Genomic DNA, 23,472 nt, shown 5'->3' with positions numbered 1-23,472 from the left:
TTTTTAAAATGGCAAATCGTCTTCTTCCTCTATATATTGCCTTGAAGTATTGGTTGTTGTATTATTAAAAATATAATCGTAATCCACTTCTAATAAGTTTCGAGATAATGGTATCGAAATAAAATCAAGAGATGTTCTGTTATTACTTAAAGCACTATTATCTATTAAGAAAAGATTGGTTCGAGCTCGGGTAAAAACCACATAATAATCATTCTTTTCAACGATATCATAGTTATCAATAAAATATTGAAATTGGTTAAAGAATGGAACAATTACTGTATCGAATTCTAACCCTTTAGAAGATTTAAATGTAGTTACATGGATATTCTCGATACGCTCTATTTCTTCATCGTGGTTTGAATATTTACTACAAGTGTACCCCTCTTCCCTTATTTTGTCATACCAATATTGTACACTGTTTTGAAAAGGTACAAGAATTGCTATATTATGAGTTTCCTCAGCAAAAGATTCTAAAATATCAAATACAATTTTATCCTGAATAGTAAAATCTGCATTAGAACAAATCAATTTAGGCACCATAGATTCTTGGCTCCCAAACTGAATTAGATAATCAGGAAACATTGATTTAACGAATTGCGATATCTGTTTTGAATTCCTAAAATTCTTTCTCAACCTATAATGAGGGTTTTGAAATAAATTTTCCAGATCTTCTTCTTTAGTGCCGTTTGAATACAAGCTTTGATTATTATCAGCACTATAAGAAACCATATCAGATAAACGATTAATCGTGAAATATTTATTAATATTTACATCTTGAGCTTCGTCTATTATTATTTCCTCATATTCTGCTGAAGCTTCATGGATCGTCCAATGGTATGTCCTATTCACATGATCTCCTGCATCTTGATTGATTGTTCTCGCCGAGGAAGAAAGATATAGTTCAAGCGATTTTGTGTAAGTAAGCAATAAACTATGTCTTGTATCTGAATCATGATTACGAATATGCCTCCAAAGAGCCACTACACTCTTACCTGTGCCTGGACCTCCAGATACCGCTATAGCCGCTGGCTCATTCAAAACTGCCTGTTGTTCAATCGTTAGTTCCGTGATTACCGGTAAATTAAAATAATATGGCATTAAATAATAATTTAAGAGGCTGGTAGGGCGGCCGTGGTGGTTATTTTATTTGATTACTCTAAATGTTAAATTTATTCGTTCTGATACATTTTTTTTAGTCTTTGGCACCTGATGCTTCCAGAAATGCTGAAGCTCTCCTTTCATAATCAGTAGACTCCCGTGTTTTAAAACGATATCTACTTTTTCTCCGGTCTCCATATGCTTTAGCTGAAACTTCCTTTCGGCACCAAAATTAACCGATGCGATAACAGGATTTTTACCCAGCTCTTTTTCTGCATCTGTATGCCAGGAGATAGAATCGTTGCCATCACGGTAACGGTTCAGTAATACCGAATTAAATGATACCTCGGCCTCTGGTTCGATCTTTTTCTTGATTTCAAGAAGTTCCTTGTTCCATGGATGTGGATTAAGTGTGATACCTGAAAAACTGTAAGGCTTATCGTTATCTCCATACCAGGCAGTAAGTCTCGGAAATTTAATTTCCTTCCCATACATGTTCATGGATTCCTGCTTCCATTCAATATTATTCAAAAGAGATTGAAAATATTGATCTGCTTCAGGTTTATTGAAAAAGCCGGGTATATGGATATATTCTCCATTTCGAATTTCAAAATGAGTTTGGGTTTCTTCCTCGGGAGCACCGAATAAATCTAATTGATCCATATTCTAAATAATTGCGTCAGTATCTATCCAGTCAAACTTCTTCACTTTAGCTTTGGCCTTCTTATCATTCAAACCTTTTACTTCCTGGATCGCTTTTCCAAACTTGTTATAGTTCACCAACACCCCATCATCCAGGTCTATGGAAATACGCTCCGTAGCCAGGGGATATAATATCTCTCTTTCGTATTCCTGTAGTTCCAATAGAATAGCTCTAAGCCTGTCTTTCTCTTTGGCTGCTTTGGTTTGCTCTGTGGAGCTACCGGTTTCAATGATATGATCCAGGTGCTCGATACGGGCTTTGAGTTTCTCCCGGTATTCCAAGAGATAACCGTTAAGGATATTATTAAGCGTATCTGGAGTATAGCGATGCATATAGATAAGCACATTAAAGGAACCTTTTGGAGAAGAGAACATCCAGTAAATAGGTCGCTTTTTATAGCGTTTAATGTGGTCTTTGTAGAAATCCCTGACAAAATATTTACGAATGTCTTTCCCTATACACTCTTCTACAAAAGCCAGGTTTTTATCAAAATTTTCTTTTCCAAAAGAAGCTTTTAAAAATTCATAAAAACGGCCAACGATATCGTCTTCAAACCATTCATCATCCAGCACTGGGATTATATTATCATCATCTGGTAGGAAAGCAACATCAGCTTCTCTTTTACCAATTTTCCTTAAATACTCTTCGAGGGTTTCTCCCTGATTGGCTAAAATTAGTCCTTCTTTATCCAAAGAATAACGACCAAACATACAACCAACTGCATAACTTATAAATTGGGAAAAAATTTCCTTTTGATCAAAAATTAATTGCCCATTAACAACATTCGCTTCATCCTTTAGAATGGTAATATCTTCAAGAGGTACTTTATAATTTAACTCTTCCTGCATACCATAAATTTCAGTAAAGATCCTATTTAAATCTTCTTCAATAGAATGGATTTTTAGGAATTGTAATTCCCAATATTCTTTATAATTGAAAAGTGTTTTTTCTATATCATTTGTTTTATGACTGATAAGTTCATTAGAAGAAAAATCCCAGGAATATTCTTTTTGATTCCAATCTTCTTCTGCAATTCCAATTGCATCTTTAGTTAATTTTTCAATTTTTTCCTCTTCGAATTGAGTTAAATTTGGAAAAGGAATTTCACCCATATTTCCAGTGGTAAGATTTGTAGTAGCACTTAACAACTTAAGAATTTCCGAGGTAATGATTGTATTAAAATAACCTATATATAAGTATGGTTTGTCTGATATGAAAAATGGCGCTGCATCACCTGATATAATACCTTGCTTCAGAAACCTAGCCTTTATAGGACCTGACGAAATTTTACTCCATGTAATTCCTTCTTTTAAATATAATTTTTCATTAGGAATTATAGCTTTTTCTATTCTTTTAATCCCTTCACCATTGTTCTTCCAATCTATAACATAATTTAAGGTGCCAAACCATCTAATATTTGTTCCACCATCATTGTATAAAAACCATTTTTTATTCTCGTTAAGACTATTTTCTCTACTCTGATAGCCGAATTGTGTTTTAATCTGGTCGATTTCAAACCAACGCCTTTTAAATAGATCTGGCAAACCAGGTTGTAATCCTCTTCTAGCTACTCCAAGTTCCCCAATAAGCTCACTTTTCTCGAAATTCTCTAGAGCCTTTTTAGTTAACCAATATCCAATTCTCGTTCCTGGAACTTTTAGGTAATTTAGTTGCTGACTAGTATATCTATATTCACATTTTTCATTTTGTAATCCTTCAAGATATTTTTCTTTTTTTTGTTCCGATTTATCATAATCAACTAGCCGAAAATATATTCCATTTTCAGTACTATTAATTTTAGTTAAAGTAAAAGCTGCATTTTGCACAATTTCGCCGCCTATTTCAGGAAAAGTTCTAGGCCCTAAATGAAGAAGAGTGTCTATTAAAATATTCTCTAAAAGCTCTTTTCTTAGGTATTCAAAACTACTTAAGAACATCCAGGAATGTTGGTTTATCATTCCAAGCAATCCTTTTGGTTTAAGCGCCTCTAAACCAGCCTCCATAAAGCAGGCCATCAAGTCTTTTTTACTCTTTGGAAAATGCTTTTTTACATAAGCTAACAGGTTTTTATTCATAGCACCACTACCCATATAAGGTGGATTATCTACTACACAGTGATATTTCCTGGCTAAATTCGTTAACTGGATTACAGCAGTTTTAAGTCTTACCAACAAGTCTTGAAGGAAAATATCTGAATTCTTCTCGAGTTGATTTTCAATTTCTTTCAATCCAACTTTAAGCAACTTAAGAGAGCTTACGGGCTGAATTAGAGAACCAAAGTTTGTGGCGCTCTCGATCAGCTCGAGATCCCGCTGAAATTCTTTTGATTTATCCATGAATACCTTTGGCAATACTTTGGATAATTCTTTCTTAGTAAAGCTCACATCTTTAAATTGAAGAATATTTGGCTTCAAATCTCTTCTAAAAACCCTTCTATGATAAGCCCTGGCTTTCATCATCAGGGCAAATCCAGCCAACTGAGCCGCCCGTTCATCAATTTCAAAACCAAATAGGTTTTTTTCAATAATCAATTGTGGAATTTCGCTAGGGTTATAACCTTCCTCTTCATATATTTTGGATAGCAGCTCAAAACCATACACCAAAATGTGACCACTACCGCAAGCCTGGTCTAAAAGTGTAATTTCTTCAACAGAATCGATCTTTAGATAATCTTCCGCTTCCACAGATGGAGATTCGATAAAATACTCCATATGATCTCGAAGACCCGATTTTGGGTTATTCTGCAGCCACAATTTTCCAACGGTATTTTGTACCATATATTCAACAATCCACCTGGGGGTAAATAACTGGGTTGCCGCAGGAATATCCTCCTTTTTAACCTTGGATTTGGAAGCAAAGACCTCATCCTTTTTCTCAGAAATATAAAACTGATATAACCAACCAATAACTTCAACTTCCTGACAATCCTCTTTCACCATCCCATCAATAAATTCATGGATAATGGAGAATTCACTGGTTAGATCATCGGGTAACAATAGCTCGGTGTAATCATCGATCTTTTCAAAAAGAAATGGGAATACGGAATGCAGTTGGTTACAGGCTCCAATTAATAACTCCTTATATACTTCATTCTGGGCATTCGAACTTGGTATCTTTCCGTCCAAAAGGTCATAAATATGTTCTTTATTTACCGGGAGCTCGTCCGGAATATGCCCCTGCCTGGCATCTTCAAGTATCTCAGGTAAGGTATAACCATCCTTTGGAGTGACGATCTTCACCCCGGTGGGCTGGTATTCGTTTACATCCATAAACCTAAGTGCCATCAACCGGTTAAACCAGGTATAGGCTACATTGTCTATTATTTGCTCTTTGGAAGTATTCTTAATGGCATCTTTAAGGCTGTTCAAAGCTACTGCCTTTTCCCTTAATTCAGCAGAGTCAGTCGTTAATACCAGTTCCATTCTGGAACTTACCTGTTGCAATAACTTTCTCCTGGCCTCCTGAGCAAACTTTTTGAGTCGGTTGGTATTCATTAAAGCGAGATTCTTTTATTGTTTTTTATATGCTGTTTTAAGCATTTACGAAGGGTTTCTACATAATCATCTACATCCTCTTCTGTTTTAAGTTCAGTTTTATCAAACTGCACCCTGATGTTCGATCTTTTGATATATCGTGCTGGCGGATCTCCGGCACCTCCATCCTTAGAATCTTCTTCAGCAACCAGCTTCAGCATTTCATTCAGCTGATTTTCAAAATAATAATTTTCGGCCCTGTGGCTAATATGTCTTATCTGGGAAATATATCTCTCTTTCCTTATCTCCTCTTTAGCCCTTTCAAAAGGATCTAATACCTTTTCTTTTTGTTCTTCACTCAGCTGAGAGAACTCTTCCTTAGATTGGAAATCAGATACCAGCTGATCTATTTTTGAACTGGCTTTTTTCCTTTCAGCTTCAAAAGTATCTTTTAGCTTTTCAATTAAGCGATCCTTGACTTCCTTTCCTTCCCTGATTGAATTTCCCTGGTATGGTTTCGGATTATTTTTGATCAGATCATTTAACTGATCAAGCTCCTCTCCTTCCACGTATAGAAAATTAGATGTGTCTCCCTTAACAAGTTGACGTATCTCATCATAAATCTCCTTCTGGTCACTGTTCATGAAGGTTTTAATGGGGGTCAGAAGCTCTTCCTTGGTATCTAAAAGCTGATCCTCAAAATCATCCAGGTCATTCAAGAAGTAATTATAATCTTTCTTAGTCCATCTTTTTAAATTGTCTGCAAATGCATTCAAACTGGCAAGAAAAGGGTACTGATTTTCCTGTACCTGTAACTGACTAACTTCCGCCAACATTCCCTGGAGCTTCTCCTTAAAGGCTTTGGCTACTTCCTTACCTTCATTATAAGAGCAGGTTTCGTCAAAGGCATCACGATAAGCATCTTTTAGAGCCCTGATCTGTTTTGGGTCGATCTCTTCCTGAGGCTCAAGAAGCGTATTGTTATGATAGGAGCTATTGATTAGAGAATCGATAACATCCTGATCTTCCAGAATATTTGAATCCTGCTTTAGTTCAATTTTCCCTCTGCGATATAGCTTTGCAACTACCGTCCAGATCGCGTTAGGATACCAGCCATAAGGTTTTCTGGTAAATACCTCTTTAATATCTGAAAGTGAAGTCCTGTCAGATCTTTTCTTTCTTCTGTTGATAAGACTGAAGATTTGATTTTCAGCTTCAGACATGGTAGAATCATCAGTTCCAAACAGATCATCCTGAGGATTTCTAACCACACTTCGAATGGTGTCTTCACTGAATTGGGTACTGCCCAGCATTCTCAAGTTGGAATACACATTCTTTACAAGATCCTGGAAGGCTTTTACTACCCTGGTTTTACCATCGGAAGTTGCTCCCATCTCATGCTTGTTTCCATTCAGAAAGACGGTGGATTCAGATAGCAATTTATTGGCGAGCTCTTTTAAATTCGACTTTCGCCTGACATTTAACTGGCTTTTCTCTGCTAGAATTCTGCTGACTTCTGGTCGGTTGGAAGTAGAACGGTTTTGTTTTACGTATTTATCGGTCTTCAAATACATCTTCAAATCCTTGATAAAATTTGAATCTGGAGGAAGAACCATTTTCATCCCCGTACTTCCCATTGTTTGAGATTGCAGATAGGTTGTATTAGAATACTCGGGATAATTTTCAGTAATCAGTTCAATTTCCAGTTCCTTTTCCCTACCCAAAATAACGCCATCGATCTTGCTGGTAAAGTCGTAATCCTGTTTGTTTTCGAGGTATTTTATCCTATTATCTCTAATGATCTCATCGAATAGTATTTCCCGAAGTAATTGGGTTACCTGTTGTTCATCTACATCGGTATTCTTTATTTCCTGCTCTACATCCTTTTCATCATCTGTTAAGAATTCATAGTTATCTCCATTTCGTTGAATATAACTTTGGTTCTCCAGTTTATTCAGAGCCTCCTCAATTTTTCTTTCATGCTCTTTTAGATCCACATCCAGATCATCAAGCATCAGTACAGAAATATTCCTTTTTGTGGTCTTGAAGTTATTGAAATACTTTACCAGGAATAATGCTTTTAGGACTTTGACTGCAAAAGGATTGTCAAGGTTTTTCTCAGCAAGATTGATTGAGCTTTGCATTTCACCTCTTAGCTCGTTCTTAATTCCGCTATACATTTTATCGAAACTAACCAGAGTACGCTCATCACCATTCTCTATCTGCTGTATTACCTGCTGAAAGACTCCTAACATAGATCTTTCTCCAACTGAAGAATGTTTCCCCTGGAAGGCATTATGGGAAGACAATGCTCTTCTACATTGCTGAAACAAATCGAATTGATACGGGACAAAAGGAAATTTATTGGCAAAATCTTCCTGTCCCTTAAACCCTTTGAATTGAACTCCTGCTTCGGAGAAAGACAATAAGGTTTCTAAATGAGCATTTTCCTTTTTGTATAAGGTTATTAAATGCTCTTTTGCGTTATCCTTCTTTTTAAGAAGTCTTTTTTCAATTACTTCGTCTACATTGGCTGAAGTAAGAGGCACTTTTAATTTAAATCTGGCCTGGATGCGGGAAAAGTCATTCTCCTGGGCTTTGGTCATATCACCAATCACCTTTTCCATATCTTCCTGAGAAGTAACCAGTATCCAGGATCTTCCTTTTGTTTTAGTTGCCAGGGACTCGGCAATGGTTTGCAGGTTAAGCATTAGCTTGGTATTATCACTAATATATTGCCCTACCTCGTCAACAAAAAAATTGAGTTTAAAGCCTGAAGGTTTAGTATTGATATATTCATTTACCCGGTGACTGAAATCCTCAATGGACTGCTTTTGTTTATCTTCCATCTCGTCCAGGATATCCTCGTATTTTGAAGCATCCTTGCCAAATATTTCACTTAAAACCTCTGCAACATTATCGGTAACCATGGGGTCGAAATAGTCTATCCGGGCATCTTCCCAGGGCTGTCCGTGCAGCTTTTCAAATTTTGATTTGAAGTCGGCATATTTCTGCTGCTTATCAAGCCACATTTCAAATTCTGCTACGTGAGGTTGAAAACCATAATATCCCAAATGATCAAAAAATACTTTATAAAAAACGGAAAGAATGGCATTCTCATCTGCCTTCGAAGTTATTTGAGCCTGTTGATCTATATTGAACAAAATAGCTTCTGAAGGAATTCTTGTTGCAGCGAGAACATCTCCTTTAAGCATTTCATCATTTTCAATTTTTTCAGCAAATAACTCACCGCACTTATAACCATCAACTTCCTTGTTTTCTAGAACATAAGATAGAATTTTAAGTAGGTGAGATTTACCAGAACCAAAGAAACCAGATATCCATACTCCATTTACTCCATTGTAATTATTGTAAGCCTGAAAGAGCTCACGGATCTTCTTTGAAATTTCATCGGTAATTACATATTCTGCAATTTCGGTAGAGATATGATCCCTGTCATCTGCCTTAATTACCGTTTCAATAGGTCGATCTACAGGTTTTAAAAAGTATTCTTTAATTGTCATGGTTAGGCTTTGATTGTATTGATATTAAAAGCTCGGTAGTAGTTATCATCTTTAAGTAATCCAAATAGATTGAGAGAATGTCCATTATACTCTCCCGGAAAAAAAGCAACCGTAGGGCAATCCTTGGCAACATTCTGAAGGTTGTTGAGCACATTATGTGACCGAATAAAAGGATAGCAGGCTCCTATTCCAGTGAGAAAATAAACCTTGGCCTCAGATTCATCGATCATCTCCTTGATTTTAGGCATTAGAACCTGATGGATGTTAAGAGAGGACTGTAAGGCCCTTAAAAATTTATCTTTGGATTTACGCTGTTCCACCCTGAACATTCTTTCAATTCCTCCTTTAGCTTCCAGAATTTCACAGGCAATATCGTAGAGATTCAATTCCAGAACCTTTACGCCCTGTGAATTAAGTTTATTCTGAAGAAGCCTGATATTAATTTTTACTTCGTTTTCTTCCTCCGCTTCATACGTAGAAATAAAGAACGGGATCTCCCCGCCCAGGCTTTGTTTTTTCAGGAAATTAGAAGAAGAGATCACCTTAAACAGATGATCGAACTTTTCGTTTATATTGGTCATTATAATTGGTTAGTATAATTTTCCAGATCTATGTCACTGACTAAGAATATTTTCAACCATTCTTTATCATCCCTGCTAATAGCATCAACAACTTCCTGCTGGAGTAATTGAGGTTGGATTATCCTTTCTTTTGTATTGTTGATCAAACCAGCCTGCTCCAGAATTCTGAAGGTAACCTGCTTGATTTTTTTTGAACTACTTTCAGAAAGCTCTTCTATTTCACGGTGTAGCTCTTGCTTTCTACGCAGGAAGGAAATATAATCTCCTTCGCTGATCTCATAATCAAATATCAGATACTTCTCCCGTAGAACTTCAACGGTAAAATCCCTGATAAACAGATAGGTTTTACAAGCCGCATAAAACGTCATATGCTTCTGAATTTCAAGACTCCCTTTAACCAGCAACTTCAATTGCTGTTCATTAAGGAACACCAGGCGTTTTTTAACCTCCCTGTAAATACGTTTACCAGTTGCGCTTTTTCCTGCTCCCAATTCATTTACATAATCAGGCTCGGTCCCATTTAAAATATGCTCACCTACAAGCACCATCTCATTCAATCGTAGAGAAGATGAAGTATATGCGAAGTCATATTTTTCAGGATTCATTATTTCAGCATTCAAAAACCAAGATCTGTTTAATCGTTTTCAATTGACAATGAATAAAGTAGGGTGAGATCGTTGTCAATTTAATTAAGATTTAATTATACAATTCTTACTTAGGATAAACAAGAAAATGGGAATGTTAATTTTTTCTATATACTTAACGATGCTATCCGATAGAAATTCACCCTACACAATTTCTATCCCTTAAATTTTTAACCTTATGCCAAGAACCTATTCTTCATCAATAGATGATGATTTTCCTAATGTAGGCTTTACTCAATGGGCGCCATACCCTACAAAATTATTTAATAACCTCAATGCGGATCAAAAAAGGGTTTTTCAAAAGCTTTTAAATAAAAAACCTGGTGAGTCTTTTGATATTGAAAAGGAATTATCTGCTATAATCAAGCCCCTAAAGGGCATGTTTCAGAAAAAACTCACCTACGGGGAAATTCTCCAAAAAATAATTAAACATTATAATTTACCAGGTACTAATTCATCAGTTAAAAAGATGGAAGAGCAAATACTCCTACATAAATTCCAGGAAAATTATGATAAACTATCTCCGGAGGAAAAAAAGAAGTTCCAGGATCAACTCAATAAAGTGCTTGAAAATCAAAATCTAGAAAATTCCCAATTAGCCTCCTTAGGTACAGTGGGAGCGCTTGCTTTAGCAGAACTCTCGGGGATGGGTTTGTATATTATGGCCTCAACTTTGGTTGGTGGCCTTACCAGTTTATTAGGAATTACTCTCCCGTTTGCTTTCTATACAGGCATGAGCTCTTTCCTAGCTTTTGTAACCGGACCGGTAGGTTGGGCAATTGGAATAGGAGCCTTTGCTTACTCCATACGAAATGAGAGTTTAGAAAGTATATCAAATAAATTCACGACTACTTTTACAGCTTCAAAAAATTTTGTTAGAGGCAATTATGAACTTGCATCGGTGATCATAGTTCAAATATGTGCATTTAGAATAATCTTAAATCAGGAAAAAAATAAAGAGATCGAGGTTCTAAATGCTAAAATTGTTGAAGAAAGAAAGAGAAAAGAGAAGGTTTTCTCGAAAGCTGAAATGGTTGAAGTGCAATTACAGAGGATTCTTGAAGAGAAGAAGGCATTAAATCAAAAATTAGAGAAAATTTCATCTTCTATTCGAAATAGTGAAGAATCAATTAAAAATTTAAAGTCTAAATTAATATAACCTAATAAAAAATCAAACATTTGAATTATGGGAAGATCAGAATTTGATATTAATGCTTTTAAAAAGGCATTCGAAAAAAATGAAGAATCAAATAAGAAATTATTTCAGGATAAAAATCTGAAGCACATTCTTATTAACTACAGGAAGGGGGATTTAAATAATAAGGAAGTTGTAATAATAACCCTACGCAATTCTTTAGGGGAAAAAGACTATATCGTTCCTAACACTTCTCAGCTTGCCATGAGAAGTCAGTATTATTGGATAAATAACATTAAAAATTACCTAGAAGAAGGATTGACCCAGGAAAAATTAGTTAATCCGAAGAATTTCATAGAGTTAAATATCAATGGGGAAATCTACCAGGTAAATAAGGAATTAATATAATGGCTGTTTTATTTTATCAAATTGGAATTTTTCTAATTATTCAAATTTCCTCTCTATTTGGAAATAGTGCTAGAAATACCGCTATTGGTTTAATCTCATTGTTTACCCTTTTCCAAGTGTTTACGTCTTGGTTGTTAGCTTTACAATTTATCACCATTTACATTTCCTATGAAATATCAAAAGGTTTGATAAGTAAAAACTCCAAAAGCAAAAATTCATATGAACCCAATTACGTAACCTATAGCTTCAGGGAAAACGGAGGAAGATCAGTTACAATGGTTGATTTAAATGATAAAAATTTAGACGGAAAAATCCGCAAAAGAGCGGAATTACAAAATCAAGTCAAAGAAGATTCTAACAGAAGATATGAAGAAGATGCTGAATACAAATCATCAATTGATGCCGTCATAAATAAAATGATGTCTGGATCTGCAAAAACTTTTTCTTATAAAAGCGAGGAAATAAATCTTGATACTAAATTTTACTATATAAAGCGAAGTAAAAAACATGGTCCAATAACTGCAAAAAGACTTATCCACTTGGTCGAAACAAATCAACTAAGCAAAAATTGTTTCGTTCGAGAAGAATCAAACAATACGTTTGATAAAAGAGCTATAGAAATAATAGAACTTCTCCAATAAAAATTAATGAAACGAATTAATAGTGCCATTGAAGAGTTAAAATCCTTACAAATCAGTGATGGTATTTCGATGGCTAAAATTAACTGGTGGCTTTTAAAACATGATAAGCTCTACTCCTACTGCAAGGAAAACTGGAATAACGCATCCTGTTTTGAAGAACTACCATGCTTCCATACCTTAAATTCGGTTGAGAATAAATTCCTTGATTTTTATAAGAGCCTGGAAGAAGTAGCAGAAATGCATAAAAAGGAAACCTACTTTCAGGATCAGTTAGAATTGCTGAAGAAGGTGGAAAGTGATTCCCCGGCTCTAATGCAATGGCTTAAGAAAAATGAAAAATTAGGAACAGAGGATTTTTTTACTTTTTGGTCAGAATGGTTACAGGAACATAATAGTATAGAACCCTTTCTCCCTCAATTCGAAGATGTAAAGGTAAAACTTGACCCAAAGGAATTTGAATTTACAGTCCGATTTCTGGAGGAGTTTGACAGGTTATATTGGACTTCTGATATTTGTTCAGAGTTACCGTAAGGAGTCATTCACGTAAAAAATTATTGCATCAGTAATTGCTTGAGATAGTTTATCCAATAACTATGAAATATATTATATGCAAGAATTTCCGTAAATTCAAAATATTAATAATATGTGCTATCGTACCAAATTGAATTCCAGGCTTGCTGCCATTGAACGTTCGTTTGAAGCTCGTTTTGTAGAGCCTGAACTGTTTTCTCCCATGGATGAGATCAACGCATTCACTTTTATGAAAACACCGGTAATTACCGATGAAAATCATGGAGAAATCCAAATGTTCAACTGGGGATTAATCCCATTTTGGGCAAAGGATGATAAGATCAAAAAAATGACCCTAAATGCCAAGATTGAAACTGTTTCAGAAAAACCGGCCTATAGAAATTCTGTCAAAAATCGCTGCCTTATCATAGCTGATGGTTATTACGAATGGCAATGGCTGGATTCAAAAGGTAAGGAAAAACAGAAATATTTACTAACCCCTAAAGACCAGGAAATATTTGCCTTTGCAGGAATTTATTCAACCTGGAAGAATCCTGAGAATGATGAATTAGTAAACTCCTACTCTATCGTAACAACCGAAGCCAATGAGTTAATGAGTGAAATCCATAATAATAAAAAGCGAATGCCGGTGGTGCTTAAATCTGCAGATCATCAGTCATGGCTCACAGGAAATGAAGTTTCAAATTTTGCATTTCCGTATGATGTAGAATTGGAAGCAAAACCGGTTTAGGATAGAAGACTAAAAAGGGCTGGTTTCCCTTACCCCACTTTCCGTAACTTTCCAAATTCCATCTTCCTGTATCAATTTGAAGATCTCTGGATTATCTTCAAAACTGGTGCTGAATTTAACCCAGGCAGTTTGATTTTCTATTGATTCATCAAGCACTTTGAAATTTGATGTCAATGAATTTTGAGCTTCAAACATATCCTGTACAGACAGAAAAGATTCATAACTTGCTGCAGTGGTATATTTTTTCAACTGGGAGTTATCCTTAGCATAAAAACTCTCCACGACTTTTTGAGCGGTCATGGCAGGACTCATCTGAGATTCAGCACAGGAAACACAAATAGCCAGAATCAGGATAAATACATAATTTTTCATATTAATAGAAATTAGGATTATTAATGAAGCGCTGTTTAATTTTCATTTTCATATTTCGTTCGCCATTCTTTTCATTTAAATCAAGCATTACTAATTTATCATAAGCAATGGAGAATTTTGGCATTACATATACAAACCGAGCGCTTTCCCCCACTCCAATCTTATTCGGCATATCATATTTGAATACCGGATCCAGAATCAGGTTTTGCATGGACTTCCTTTTTCCATTTTTTCGGGTTTTTACCGAAACCTTCAAAAAGTTGACTTCATAATCTATTGCCGACCTGTTCTGTATTGCCATCACAAAATATAAATGCTCGTTATGGAATACGATATTTTCAAACTTTAAAACCACCTTTTCATTCCGCTTGCGAAGCATTCCAGACTTTATATTTTTATTCAACAAATAAGAACCAAACTTCTGAAAATAAAGTCGGTCATTCAATGATGGTTTAATTTGAGTATTGAGAGGTGAATCAGTCTCAATTTCAACATTTTCAGGCTTAGCCACAACCCGGTAAACATTGCCAATACTCCCTGATTTTTCAATAAAATAATTTAGGTTTTGAAGCTCTTCGGAATACTTTACAATATACGAAAAAATAGCACCTGAATTACTGATAACCAGTAAATTACTTTCTTTTCCGGGAGTTGCCTGGAGCAGTGCAAATGTTTGTTCTTTTTCCCTGTTATAGGTCAATACAAAATTATCGGAACCCGCAATTCCCTGCTGGATTGGCTCTGGAAAAAATAGGGCCACATTCTTTGTATCGTTAGCAAAAATGGTATCCAATCGGGAATCCTTGGAATTGTGAAAGGCTCCGATCTGGGCTTTTACAATTGCAAAAGGAAAAATGAGAATGATTGATAAAATGAGTGAATTTTTCATGATTGTAGAATATTAATGAGCCTTTAAAATGAGCTTATAGTTATTGGTAATAGTGACTTTGATATTCTTATTATTTCTTTGGAATATGTCTTTAATTCCTGAAACCTGTGGAACTCCCGCTACATTGATATCCTCCACCACATCTCCTATGACTTCCCTGGTAGCATCGTTGCGGAAACTATTTTCAACATAAATCCCTTCGCTGCCATCCTGAAGGTCATAAGCTTTCAATTTTACCGGTTGATGTTGAATGTTTTCAATTTCAATTAATGCCCTATTCGGCTTGAAACTGATAAACCCGTAAATGAGGGTATTTTTCTGAACAGGTTTACCGTTTATCTTTGCATTTTCTATAAGGCGCATTCGGAGTCTGGAATTAGTTTTGACCACTTGTTCGCCATCTACTTCTGCGTAAATAAATGGGTCTGTATTGATTGATGCTTTTTCAATTTCATTTTTTAAAGGTTGAGAAGCGAAAAATAACTGGTGTTCCAGCCCAATTTCCTTAGCTGACAGGCTTTCCTTTGTTTCCGGAATAATGGAATCGGCTATTTGTACTTCAGGCTTTTTTAAATCAGGTTTCGTCTTTCGATAGCTGTTCTCGCTGTAATTGATCCTGCCAGATTTATAGATACTATCAACGATACGTTCCTTTTCCTTAATTTCAAGGTCTGGATCATAAAACCCCAGGGAATCAATTAGTTTTTCGTCATAGATACTCGGAGCATTGGTTTCCCTAACTTCCCTGAGTGCATTAATTGCGTCGAGTTTAGAATTGTATTGCTCCTGCTCTTCTTCCAGTTCCGGCACATTAGTTTGCTTCAATGACTCAGATTCTTCAGAACCATCACCTAAAACCAACACGGAATAAGACACGATAAAAATGATAACAAATGCCAGTATACTTCCGAAGACTACTTTATTCTTTTCTATTTTCATATTCGATCTTTTTTAAACTGTTTTCAAAATAATTGGTTATTAAAATTCCGTGAGTATTATTGGGAAAATTCCGATCCACCTGAATCAGATTACCGGTGGTTATCAGTTCATAGGTATCAACAATACTTCCACGGTTAATTTCAAAGATGGTTGTGGTTTTAAATTGGAACGGCTCCTGTTCAAGGTCTAGTTCAGAATTTATGCTTAACACATTTTGTACTAGGGAATATTGAAGTAAGCGGTTATAAACGCCATCGGCTTTTTTCTGTCGGTAAACATTGTCCACCGAACTGTTCCCTAACCAGAGTGCTTTCTCAAGGTTCTTTTCGTAATTACTGGCATCGATATCATAAAAATATTGATGAAATAATTCCAGGTGTGCCAGGGCTTCTACTTTTAAATTTTCTTTCTGATCTACCCACTTTAGCGGAATTACCGCTCCATCTGTACTTACTGCAAATGCATTGTTAAGAGCTTCACGGTGTATGTTATATACCAGCCACCCAGAAAACAGGCTGGTGACGACTGCGCCGCATACCACCGTAATTACTATAATGCGATTGATCTTTAAAACACTGAAAATATTGTGATATGCTGTTCTCATTATGCTGTAAAAAGTTTAAATGTGAATGATGTTGCTCGTGTGTATAATTTAAATTTCAAAAACACGATAAAGGCTATAGACCCGGCTTCTACAATGATTTTTATTATTCCATTATCGGTTGATGATCCTAACAAATTCGACCAGAAGTTGATATTAATTTCCGCATAGAGAGCATTTACAAAAATGTTTACCAGGAAAAAAGCAGGAACGAGCATATAAACCGCCGCATACATCCTGAAAAAATTATAGGCCATACTTCGGAATTTCTCAAAAACGGCCAGGCTGATTACCAAAGGAAAAAAAGCCTGCATGATTCCAAGGAGAAAATAGCGTTCCGCCAGAAACAAAGGATAAATAAAAAGGTCTAATACCCATAAAAACAATCCGATTATAAATGATAGTACTTTTACAGGGTAAAGCGGAGTTACTAATGCCTCATACAACAAAGCCATCGCCTTTTTTGCTGCTTCAATGGCACCTACATCCTGCTCGATATCAATATCCTGCAACTGAAGCGGTATAAGCGCAGGTGCAGTATCACGATAATTGGTTTCAATCGCTACCAAAATACCATCAAAGACACCCAGCACCTCTGTTGAGAATATGACCAGTAGAACGATCACAAAATTCTTAGCGAGTTCTCCAGGACTCAAACCCCAGGTATATCCATCCCTGTCCGCAATTCCTTCATTATATTTTTTGAGAATATTTACCAGAAAAAACATGACCCCGAGACTTTTCATCCCGGCTATGGTGTATTGCGAAAAATCACTGCTTTTGATAGTTTGAAAAACAGCATCCACATATTCCAGTCCTATTCCTAAAAATATACCCATAGCCGTTTAGTAATCAGTTTCCCTATTGTTGATTTTATCCTGCATTTCCCGAAAGGAAATGATATCGCGATAGCGTTGGGTCTTCTGAGTGATCTCGGCCACCATTTCTTTAGAATTCATTTCTTTTTCTTTAAGGATGGCCGCTCTTTCAGCATCGGTCATTTTTAAATAATCGCTGGAAAGTATCTGGTCTATAAAATCCAGATCTTCCAATGAGTTTTCAATAATAGAATTAAAGGAGTCTGAAATACGGGTCACTTCTTCCGGTTTGATATACGGTGAATTCAGGATCTCCCTGAGATCGTCCCGAACTATATCAAATAGCCGTTGATTATTTTCCGTGATTTCCTGGACCGCTTTCAATTGTTTTACCACATTATTTACTTTCTCCAGATTTTCCTTTTGTTGTTTAAGGAAATCCACTGTTTTCAATAATTGTGAGGTTTGTTTGGCCGATTCTATAAGCGATTTTGCAAGACTTATAAAATTGGTGTTGTCATAAACTGGCATTCCCTGACTCGCAACTCTTGCGGGCATGATTAGGGCAATAACTATCGCCAGCGCTGCAATTTTAGTTTGATATTTCATAGTTTGATCTTTTAGATGTGAATTCAATTATTGCTTTTTCCATATCAGAATATTTTTCATAAAGTCTCATAATCTCTTCATTTTCCCAACCATCGGTCAGGTACGCTGCATAAGCTTCTTTCGGAACTTCCAGGCGGAAAATATTGCTCTCCTTACCGATCTTTATAAATATTTCAGTGTATATCCTGGGGCCGACAAAGTTGTTTTTAATGGATTTCAGCTGATTTAAATCATGCATTGAGAGGTTCAGACGTTTTTTCAACTCGTCATATCCTTTTTCATTTTGAAGGCTGTAAATGACCTGAGTATTCTCCAGGATACTTGCTGAGGTGGAATTATTGGGAAGCTGATTGATAGATTGAAGAATGATCCCTATCGCTCCATTCTGTTTCCGAATAGCCTGGTAATAAAACTCCACGCTTTCCAGGACGTTTTCGAATTTCAGTTGTTTGGCAAATTCGTCAAAAAGGATAATTCCCTTTTCAGCACGGTTTCTCCAGATGGTCCTTTGTATAGCAGATTTAATTAATTTCAGCATTACCGAAAGGATCTCCTTGTTATCCTTCACTTCATCCAGTTCAAAGACGATAAGCCTTTTATCTTCAATTTTATAGGTTAGATCTAATCCTTCTTTAAATAGAAAACTATAAATTCCATTTCCTACATATTCAGACATAATGTGAAGGAAATCAGTGATATTAAAATAATCCGGATGAACTTTTAATTGATCATGTAGATCTTTTTGATTCTCTTCTATAAAGCGATAAAAACTGCCCAACGAATGTGGGATAGGAACATTTTGATAATAATGGAGTAAGATCTTTTTAGTGGAAACCGATTGCGCCTTTGTTACTTTCAAACCGGAGGCGAACAATTCGAAAAGAAAATCTGCCAGATCTTCCAGACGCTGGGGAGTTAGGTCCTTGAGATCATTTATATAAAATGGATTGATACCTAAATTTGTTCCCTTTTTATAGCGTAGAATAGCATAGCTGCCAGGGTATAATTTGGCAAATTTGGCATAAGACCCTCCAAGATCAATGATCACCAGACGCACACCACTTTCAAAATATTGACGGAGAATATTATTGGCCAGAAAGGATTTGCCTTCTCCAGTTGGGGCAAAAATTGCAAAATTCCTTGCCTTGATCCGCTTCTTTTTCTCATCCCAAACATCTTTGAAAACCGGGATATTATACTCCCTGTCATTAAAAATGATTCCGGTTGGATCCGATTTATAATTTGTATTATTTATAAGCATACACAATGCATGCTTGAGATCGGTGACATATAAATCCTCATTCGAAAAATTAGAGGAGAAACAGAAATAGCTGTTAAGGAAATAGTTCTTACGTTCTTCACCACCCGGATAGTATGGTATGATATCCAATTCTTTAAATTCAGCCTTTATTCTGGATGCTATTCTCTGCAACTTGCTGGCCTCATCTGTCCAATAGATGACGTTTAAATGCCCGCGAATAATCCTGGAGCTATCGTCGTTATTAATCTGATCCTGTATATGCTGAATTTTTTGGAGAACCACCTTATTTTGTGATCCAAAATTGGAACTTTTGTTAAGCTCTTCTATTTTTTTGTCCAGCAGCTTTCTCCATTTGTGTTTATCGTCCAGATAGATGATCTGGTTTACTATATGGTTTTCATTTAAGGTCAGGCCTAAACCATCAATAAAGCCCTGGTGAAAAATAAAATCATCAGAGGTAAAGTGTTCATTTCTTTTGCTGCTTTGAACACTCTCCCCGAAACACAATTCACTGTTTATGGATAGTAAATCGAAATAATTATCTCCTATATGTATACCTGATTTATCAAGCAATATATCGGTATCACAAGCTTCATTGAAACCATTAAAATAAGAATCGCTAAAGCTCATTATACTATTTTCAGCAAGAGGAACTAAGCTGACCTTACGGCTATTATTGATATAGGAAACCGAATCTGATACCGTACTTACGAAGTCCCGGATATTTTCCTCCAGTGTCTCAGGAATTGTTTTTGAAATGTTTCTGAAGGGGTTTTTATATTTAGCATTGTTTAAGGATTTGTTTTTTGTCAGCACGAAAAACAAATAGCTTTGGTGTTCTATGTACTCCCGCCCTTTAAAATGATTATGGGTAGCCTTTTCCAAAAAAGTTTTATTGGGAAGCTTTTCTGAAGAATACTCCTGCTTTAAATAAACATCCTGTTTGTGAATAACACAGGATGCAGGTAGTGACTTGAATGCCTGAAAGAAAGTACTGTGCAGTTCATCAAAATCTTTTTCTGACAATGAGTAGATTTCGGGAAGTCTAACCTGATAACATAGAATCAGGTTCCCATTACTGGCAAAAACCAAATTATCCTGAATATCAAAGATTGGTGAATAGGATGCTAGGTTAATTTTCTTCATAATTTAAAAGGCTTGATTTTTTATTGCTGATAATACCTGGAAAGACACTTGAAAATTGAAAAAGCCGGGGATTGCTTGATATCCTGATCAGAATTATATAGAGACCGGTATTACAAATAAAAACCCCAATGATCATTGTTAAGCTGAAGGAGAAAATAATCACCATAAGTGAGCCTACGATACAGATCATAATCAATGCGAACATCGTAATGGGAAGTCCCCAAATCATGGCTCCTTTTCTAATATTTCTATATACCTCGAACTGTTTCATTATACAACGATGCTTATGAGGTAAGTAAAAATTCCAACCACCGCTCCGGCGATTAAAACAAAAACCAGCACACGGGTGATTCCCTTTTTCAAATCGGCATTTTCACCAAAAAAATGGCCGGCATTAAAAAGGAAGCCTACCAGAAATATCACTCCGAGAATGATGGGAAAAATTGCTCTGATAGTGTCGGAAATGTCCGCTACAGAATTTTCTATACCGCCAATCTGTGCGAAAACTGGAATAGAAAAAAGAGACAAAAAAAGTGTAGTGTAAATAGATCTTTTCATGATGTTTCGTTTTTTGACTGTTAGTTATAACAGGTAGTTGATGACAACTTGATGAATGAATTTTTATCGAATCTATCATGAAACTGAAGGGATGGATTGAAATGTTCAAATTTTAACTTGAGCTCATGTTAAACTTTGAAATATTCTCAATAGAAGTTTTGATTGTCTGATTTTTAAACAATTAAAACAGAAGTCATGCAGTTTTTAAGATCAATTGTAGGGATCATTATTTTGACAGGATTAATCCTTATGCCCCAGTATATTTCTGCGCAATTGAAAGGAAATGAAAAATTAGTTATTGTTATCGATCCCGGACATGGAGGCAAAGATGCCGGAGCCATAGGAGTAAATGAGATCCAGGAAAAAGAGGTAGTGCTGAAATTAGCGTTGCACCTTCAAAAACTAAATCTAATTGTATTCCAGAATAAATTTGAAATTTATCTTACGCGATATTCAGATACTTTAATTTCTCTAAGCGACAGATCTAAAATTGCCAGATCACTTAAAGCGGATAGATTTATTTCCCTGCATTGCAACCACTCCCCTTTTATAAACGCCAGAGGAATTGAAATTTATGTTTCCCGGAGGAATAGCATTAATCTAAATGAATCCACTTACCTAGCATACCAAATTGAAAAATCAGTCACTCAAAGGACTGGTATAAAGAGTCGGGGCGTAAAATTCTCGGATTTTCAGGTACTGCGGGAAACTATTGATAGCACCCCTTCTTTATTGATAGAGATGGGTTTTTTGAGTAATCCGGTTGAAGCAGGATATTTAAGTGATCCTAGGAATCTGAAAGAATTAAGTCTAGCAATTTTGAGTGTTATAAAATAGGTAGAACTGCGTTTATCCCGGAACGTACTCGATTAAAAGTGTATATTTGGATGAATATAACGAGTTGGCAGTAATGTGGAAAAACGAGATAAATTGAAAAAAGTATAAATATGGACAGAAAAGAATTTTTAAGAAACACGGCAATTTTAGGTGGAGCGACAATCCTACCAATGAACAACGTTTTTTCACAAAATGTAACGGAAAACGGAATTGACAGATTAGTGGACAGTAATGGAAATTTCATTCAAAAATCACTTCCATACAATAAAACTTTTTTGGAGCCACATATGGATGAAGAAACCTTACATCTGCACTTTGAATTTCATCACGGTGGAGCAGTAAAAGGGGCAAACACAGATTTGATTAAAATTAAGGAACATCTAAAATCGGGCGATTTAGACCAAGTGGATTTGTGGACCCGAAAGTTAGCTTACCACTTTTCAAGCCACGTGCTTCATTCCATCTTTTGGACGAACTTAACGAATAAAAAAACTGAACCCAAAACTGAACTCTTAAAACAGATAGAAAAGGATTTCGGTTCATTTGACAAACTGAAAAGCTATATCGGGAAAATATCAAAAACTGTAGAAGGAAGCGGTTGGGGTATTTTGGGTTACCAACCTTATTCGGATAGCTTGACATTGTTACAATGCGAAAATCATCAAAAATTAACACAATGGGGAGTTGTTCCGATTTTGGTGATTGATGTTTGGGAACACGCCTATTATTTGAAATACAAAAATAAAAGAGCCGATTTTGTTGATACAGTTCTTGAAATTATCAATTGGGACAATGTAGCTGACCGATTTATGACAGCAAAACGACTGACAAAATAAACACTACTGCCAACAATGGCTATAAGTAATTGCTTGTTCTCGCCTACTTCTGAAAATCCTCACGGATTTTCAGTTTGGTGTGTACTTGCAAAGTTAAGTGCTAAACCACGCAACTACTCATAGCCGAAACCGTTGGCATTCATTATTTAAGAGATTTTAGTGACTAATCTAATAAACATAGCTAAAGAAACTACTTGTACTTTTCAGGTTAATCACTGTGATTTTGAAGTTACAACCAAATCAAATGGAAAAGTTGAGAGAATAAAAATTACAGGTCTAATTATTAAACCTAATTGGATTGAAGTCAAACCAAGCTACTTTCGCTCCCAAATTATCAAGAGAAAAGATTTAGAACCCAAGGAAGCGGAAAAAATATCGGAAGATTTACTAAATGGCAATTATTATTTAAATATTAAAGATTATACAGACCAAGAATTACAAATTGCTTCAGATTATTTAACAAGTCGATGGACTGATATGATTTGGTCAAAACTTACTCAAAATGATAATGATATAATTGTAACCTTAAAAGATGAGGTTGTTTGGAAACACATATTAAAAGAGAACAATGAACTTTTTAAAACAAAGTTGGAATTTGATGAATTTTGCCAAGCAAAAGGTTTAAAACTTAGTGACTTTATAATTTCAGGGAATTTTTCATCTCTTGAACATAAACTACAAGAGATATCTATACGTTTAGAAATGGAGCAATTCTTCGCAAGAAGATTCTTATTCACTCAAAAATTAATATCAAAACTTAATTTTAGACTGAGTTCATATTCTCAAAATAACAGTTTAGCAAAAGGAAAAAAATCCGAATTAGAAAAATGGATTAAAGATTTAAAAGCGAATAATTCATCCTATATTGAATATGAAAATCTTCAAAAACTTTATGAAATGCCCAAACAGAATATAAAAATAAAAGGAAGCAAAAATGTAACTTTTGTCAATGGGGAGGTAAATGATAGTACAATACATTCTGGAGATTCCAAATCTGGAATTAAGAGTTCCAAATTAAAAATGATCGGAATTGCTTTAGCTATAGTCGTTGCTATAATGGAGATTATTATTTACTGGAATGATATTATCAAGATTTTCGAAAAATAACGAAATGCCAACATCGGTTCATCGCAAATAA

At 35.5% G+C, this 23,472-nt stretch carries 23 protein-coding genes; 8 read left to right on the top strand and 15 right to left on the bottom strand.

Going from position 1 to position 23,472, the window contains the following annotated elements; genetic code table 11:
- Positions 1 to 3: 3 nt before the first annotated feature.
- The 6 genes from Q1K34_RS06185 to Q1K34_RS06160 are packed head-to-tail and all read right to left on the bottom strand — an operon-like array spanning position 4 to position 9,999.
- Entirely contained in the window at positions 4 to 1,098 is a 1,095-nt protein-coding gene (locus tag Q1K34_RS06185) for a DNA/RNA helicase domain-containing protein (RefSeq protein WP_300435935.1), read from the bottom strand.
- Between the two features lie 45 nt (positions 1,099 to 1,143).
- Entirely contained in the window at positions 1,144 to 1,761 is a 618-nt protein-coding gene (locus tag Q1K34_RS06180; RefSeq protein WP_300435933.1) for an alpha-ketoglutarate-dependent dioxygenase AlkB, read from the bottom strand.
- 3 nt (positions 1,762 to 1,764) lie between these two features.
- Positions 1,765 to 5,295, bottom strand: coding sequence for a BREX-1 system adenine-specific DNA-methyltransferase PglX (pglX, locus tag Q1K34_RS06175; protein ID WP_300435931.1), 3,531 nt, complete (start codon positions 5,293 to 5,295; stop codon positions 1,765 to 1,767).
- Complete coding sequence (brxC, locus tag Q1K34_RS06170) at positions 5,295 to 8,798, bottom strand: BREX system P-loop protein BrxC (RefSeq protein WP_300435928.1); 3,504 nt, start codon at positions 8,796 to 8,798, stop codon at positions 5,295 to 5,297. Before brxC ends, pglX begins: the two co-directional genes overlap by 1 nt.
- 2 nt (positions 8,799 to 8,800) lie before the next feature.
- Positions 8,801 to 9,379 (bottom strand): DUF1788 domain-containing protein, encoded by a 579-nt coding sequence (locus Q1K34_RS06165; protein ID WP_300435925.1) that lies wholly within the window; start codon positions 9,377 to 9,379, stop codon positions 8,801 to 8,803.
- Positions 9,379 to 9,999: a DUF1819 family protein gene (locus Q1K34_RS06160; protein WP_300435922.1), complete on the bottom strand. Its 621-nt coding sequence runs from the start codon at positions 9,997 to 9,999 to the stop codon at positions 9,379 to 9,381. Before Q1K34_RS06160 ends, Q1K34_RS06165 begins: the two co-directional genes overlap by 1 nt.
- Positions 10,000 to 10,201: 202 nt before the next feature.
- Here Q1K34_RS06160 and Q1K34_RS06155 point away from each other — a divergent pair, with 202 nt between their 5' ends.
- From Q1K34_RS06155 to Q1K34_RS06135, 5 genes are all read left to right on the top strand, one after another.
- Positions 10,202 to 11,182: a hypothetical protein gene (locus tag Q1K34_RS06155; protein WP_300435919.1), complete on the top strand. Its 981-nt coding sequence runs from the start codon at positions 10,202 to 10,204 to the stop codon at positions 11,180 to 11,182.
- A 27-nt stretch (positions 11,183 to 11,209) separates the two neighbouring features.
- On the top strand, positions 11,210 to 11,566 hold the full coding sequence (locus tag Q1K34_RS06150; RefSeq protein ID WP_300435916.1) for a hypothetical protein: 357 nt from the start codon (positions 11,210 to 11,212) through the stop codon (positions 11,564 to 11,566).
- A complete protein-coding gene (locus Q1K34_RS06145; RefSeq protein WP_300435914.1) occupies positions 11,566 to 12,207 on the top strand; it encodes a hypothetical protein in 642 nt (213 codons plus the stop codon). Before Q1K34_RS06150 ends, Q1K34_RS06145 begins: the two co-directional genes overlap by 1 nt.
- Positions 12,208 to 12,213: 6 nt before the next feature.
- Positions 12,214 to 12,738 carry a hypothetical protein gene (locus Q1K34_RS06140; RefSeq protein WP_300435912.1) on the top strand — a complete coding sequence of 175 codons (525 nt, stop codon included), beginning with the start codon at positions 12,214 to 12,216 and terminating at the stop codon, positions 12,736 to 12,738.
- 112 nt (positions 12,739 to 12,850) lie between these two features.
- Positions 12,851 to 13,468 (top strand): SOS response-associated peptidase, encoded by a 618-nt coding sequence (locus tag Q1K34_RS06135; protein ID WP_300435909.1) that lies wholly within the window; start codon positions 12,851 to 12,853, stop codon positions 13,466 to 13,468.
- A gap of 9 nt (positions 13,469 to 13,477) precedes the next feature.
- Here the strand turns inward: Q1K34_RS06135 and Q1K34_RS06130 are convergent, their stop codons facing one another.
- The 9 genes from Q1K34_RS06130 to Q1K34_RS06090 are packed head-to-tail and all read right to left on the bottom strand — an operon-like array spanning position 13,478 to position 20,661.
- Positions 13,478 to 13,840 carry a hypothetical protein gene (locus tag Q1K34_RS06130; protein ID WP_300435906.1) on the bottom strand — a complete coding sequence of 121 codons (363 nt, stop codon included), beginning with the start codon at positions 13,838 to 13,840 and terminating at the stop codon, positions 13,478 to 13,480.
- Position 13,841: 1 nt separating this feature from the next.
- Positions 13,842 to 14,729 (bottom strand): DUF4138 domain-containing protein, encoded by an 888-nt coding sequence (locus Q1K34_RS06125; RefSeq protein ID WP_300435903.1) that lies wholly within the window; start codon positions 14,727 to 14,729, stop codon positions 13,842 to 13,844.
- A gap of 12 nt (positions 14,730 to 14,741) precedes the next feature.
- The gene (traM, locus tag Q1K34_RS06120) at positions 14,742 to 15,668 is read right to left on the bottom strand and encodes a conjugative transposon protein TraM (protein WP_300435901.1); all 927 of its coding nucleotides are present in this window, start codon (positions 15,666 to 15,668) and stop codon (positions 14,742 to 14,744) included.
- Positions 15,649 to 16,272, bottom strand: coding sequence for a conjugal transfer protein TraK (locus Q1K34_RS06115; protein ID WP_300435898.1), 624 nt, complete (start codon positions 16,270 to 16,272; stop codon positions 15,649 to 15,651). The genes traM and Q1K34_RS06115 overlap by 20 nt, the downstream gene beginning before the upstream one ends.
- Entirely contained in the window at positions 16,272 to 17,108 is an 837-nt protein-coding gene (locus Q1K34_RS06110) for a hypothetical protein (protein ID WP_300435896.1), read from the bottom strand. Before Q1K34_RS06110 ends, Q1K34_RS06115 begins: the two co-directional genes overlap by 1 nt.
- A 6-nt stretch (positions 17,109 to 17,114) precedes the next feature.
- On the bottom strand, positions 17,115 to 17,696 hold the full coding sequence (locus Q1K34_RS06105; RefSeq protein ID WP_300435893.1) for a conjugal transfer protein: 582 nt from the start codon (positions 17,694 to 17,696) through the stop codon (positions 17,115 to 17,117).
- On the bottom strand, positions 17,680 to 20,103 hold the full coding sequence (locus Q1K34_RS06100) for a TraG family conjugative transposon ATPase (protein ID WP_251740853.1): 2,424 nt from the start codon (positions 20,101 to 20,103) through the stop codon (positions 17,680 to 17,682). The genes Q1K34_RS06105 and Q1K34_RS06100 overlap by 17 nt, the downstream gene beginning before the upstream one ends.
- Complete coding sequence (locus Q1K34_RS06095) at positions 20,090 to 20,374, bottom strand: hypothetical protein (protein WP_300435890.1); 285 nt, start codon at positions 20,372 to 20,374, stop codon at positions 20,090 to 20,092. The genes Q1K34_RS06100 and Q1K34_RS06095 overlap by 14 nt, the downstream gene beginning before the upstream one ends.
- Positions 20,374 to 20,661 (bottom strand): hypothetical protein, encoded by a 288-nt coding sequence (locus Q1K34_RS06090; RefSeq protein ID WP_251740851.1) that lies wholly within the window; start codon positions 20,659 to 20,661, stop codon positions 20,374 to 20,376. Before Q1K34_RS06090 ends, Q1K34_RS06095 begins: the two co-directional genes overlap by 1 nt.
- Positions 20,662 to 20,856: 195 nt before the next feature.
- On the opposite strand from Q1K34_RS06090, the gene Q1K34_RS06085 reads away from it, so the two are divergent.
- From Q1K34_RS06085 to Q1K34_RS06075, 3 genes are all read left to right on the top strand, one after another.
- Positions 20,857 to 21,498, top strand: coding sequence for an N-acetylmuramoyl-L-alanine amidase (locus Q1K34_RS06085; RefSeq protein WP_251740850.1), 642 nt, complete (start codon positions 20,857 to 20,859; stop codon positions 21,496 to 21,498).
- A 110-nt stretch (positions 21,499 to 21,608) separates the two neighbouring features.
- Positions 21,609 to 22,334 carry a superoxide dismutase gene (locus tag Q1K34_RS06080; RefSeq protein ID WP_009780324.1) on the top strand — a complete coding sequence of 242 codons (726 nt, stop codon included), beginning with the start codon at positions 21,609 to 21,611 and terminating at the stop codon, positions 22,332 to 22,334.
- A gap of 159 nt (positions 22,335 to 22,493) precedes the next feature.
- Positions 22,494 to 23,441: a hypothetical protein gene (locus Q1K34_RS06075; protein ID WP_300435872.1), complete on the top strand. Its 948-nt coding sequence runs from the start codon at positions 22,494 to 22,496 to the stop codon at positions 23,439 to 23,441.
- Positions 23,442 to 23,472 lie beyond the last annotated feature (31 nt).

Origin of the sequence: Christiangramia sp. (assembly GCF_029937855.1) — a bacterium.
In the GTDB taxonomy this organism is placed as follows: domain Bacteria; phylum Bacteroidota; class Bacteroidia; order Flavobacteriales; family Flavobacteriaceae; genus Christiangramia.
This window is presented reverse-complemented; position numbering and strand designations above follow the sequence as displayed.

Excerpts from the sequence above, each read along its gene's own strand:
- Q1K34_RS06140 (WP_300435912.1), top strand. The coding sequence starts at position 12,214 with ATGAAACGAATTAATAGTGCCATTGAAGAGTTAAAATCCTTACAAATC.
- traM (WP_300435901.1), bottom strand. The coding sequence starts at position 15,668 with ATGAAAATAGAAAAGAATAAAGTAGTCTTCGGAAGTATACTGGCATTT.
- Q1K34_RS06080 (WP_009780324.1), top strand. The coding sequence starts at position 21,609 with ATGGACAGAAAAGAATTTTTAAGAAACACGGCAATTTTAGGTGGAGCG.
- Q1K34_RS06100 (WP_251740853.1), bottom strand. The coding sequence starts at position 20,103 with ATGAAGAAAATTAACCTAGCATCCTATTCACCAATCTTTGATATTCAG.
- Q1K34_RS06110 (WP_300435896.1), bottom strand. The coding sequence starts at position 17,108 with ATGGGTATATTTTTAGGAATAGGACTGGAATATGTGGATGCTGTTTTT.
- pglX (WP_300435931.1), bottom strand. The coding sequence starts at position 5,295 with ATGAATACCAACCGACTCAAAAAGTTTGCTCAGGAGGCCAGGAGAAAG.
- Q1K34_RS06165 (WP_300435925.1), bottom strand. The coding sequence starts at position 9,379 with ATGACCAATATAAACGAAAAGTTCGATCATCTGTTTAAGGTGATCTCT.
- Q1K34_RS06105 (WP_300435893.1), bottom strand. The coding sequence starts at position 17,696 with ATGAAATATCAAACTAAAATTGCAGCGCTGGCGATAGTTATTGCCCTA.
- Q1K34_RS06145 (WP_300435914.1), top strand. The coding sequence starts at position 11,566 with ATGGCTGTTTTATTTTATCAAATTGGAATTTTTCTAATTATTCAAATT.
- Q1K34_RS06180 (WP_300435933.1), bottom strand. The coding sequence starts at position 1,761 with ATGGATCAATTAGATTTATTCGGTGCTCCCGAGGAAGAAACCCAAACT.
- Q1K34_RS06150 (WP_300435916.1), top strand. The coding sequence starts at position 11,210 with ATGGGAAGATCAGAATTTGATATTAATGCTTTTAAAAAGGCATTCGAA.
- brxC (WP_300435928.1), bottom strand. The coding sequence starts at position 8,798 with ATGACAATTAAAGAATACTTTTTAAAACCTGTAGATCGACCTATTGAA.
- Q1K34_RS06155 (WP_300435919.1), top strand. The coding sequence starts at position 10,202 with ATGCCAAGAACCTATTCTTCATCAATAGATGATGATTTTCCTAATGTA.
- Q1K34_RS06115 (WP_300435898.1), bottom strand. The coding sequence starts at position 16,272 with ATGAGAACAGCATATCACAATATTTTCAGTGTTTTAAAGATCAATCGC.
- Q1K34_RS06125 (WP_300435903.1), bottom strand. The coding sequence starts at position 14,729 with ATGAAAAATTCACTCATTTTATCAATCATTCTCATTTTTCCTTTTGCA.
- Q1K34_RS06095 (WP_300435890.1), bottom strand. The coding sequence starts at position 20,374 with ATGAAACAGTTCGAGGTATATAGAAATATTAGAAAAGGAGCCATGATT.
- Q1K34_RS06130 (WP_300435906.1), bottom strand. The coding sequence starts at position 13,840 with ATGAAAAATTATGTATTTATCCTGATTCTGGCTATTTGTGTTTCCTGT.
- Q1K34_RS06085 (WP_251740850.1), top strand. The coding sequence starts at position 20,857 with ATGCAGTTTTTAAGATCAATTGTAGGGATCATTATTTTGACAGGATTA.
- Q1K34_RS06135 (WP_300435909.1), top strand. The coding sequence starts at position 12,851 with ATGTGCTATCGTACCAAATTGAATTCCAGGCTTGCTGCCATTGAACGT.
- Q1K34_RS06185 (WP_300435935.1), bottom strand. The coding sequence starts at position 1,098 with ATGCCATATTATTTTAATTTACCGGTAATCACGGAACTAACGATTGAA.
- Q1K34_RS06090 (WP_251740851.1), bottom strand. The coding sequence starts at position 20,661 with ATGAAAAGATCTATTTACACTACACTTTTTTTGTCTCTTTTTTCTATT.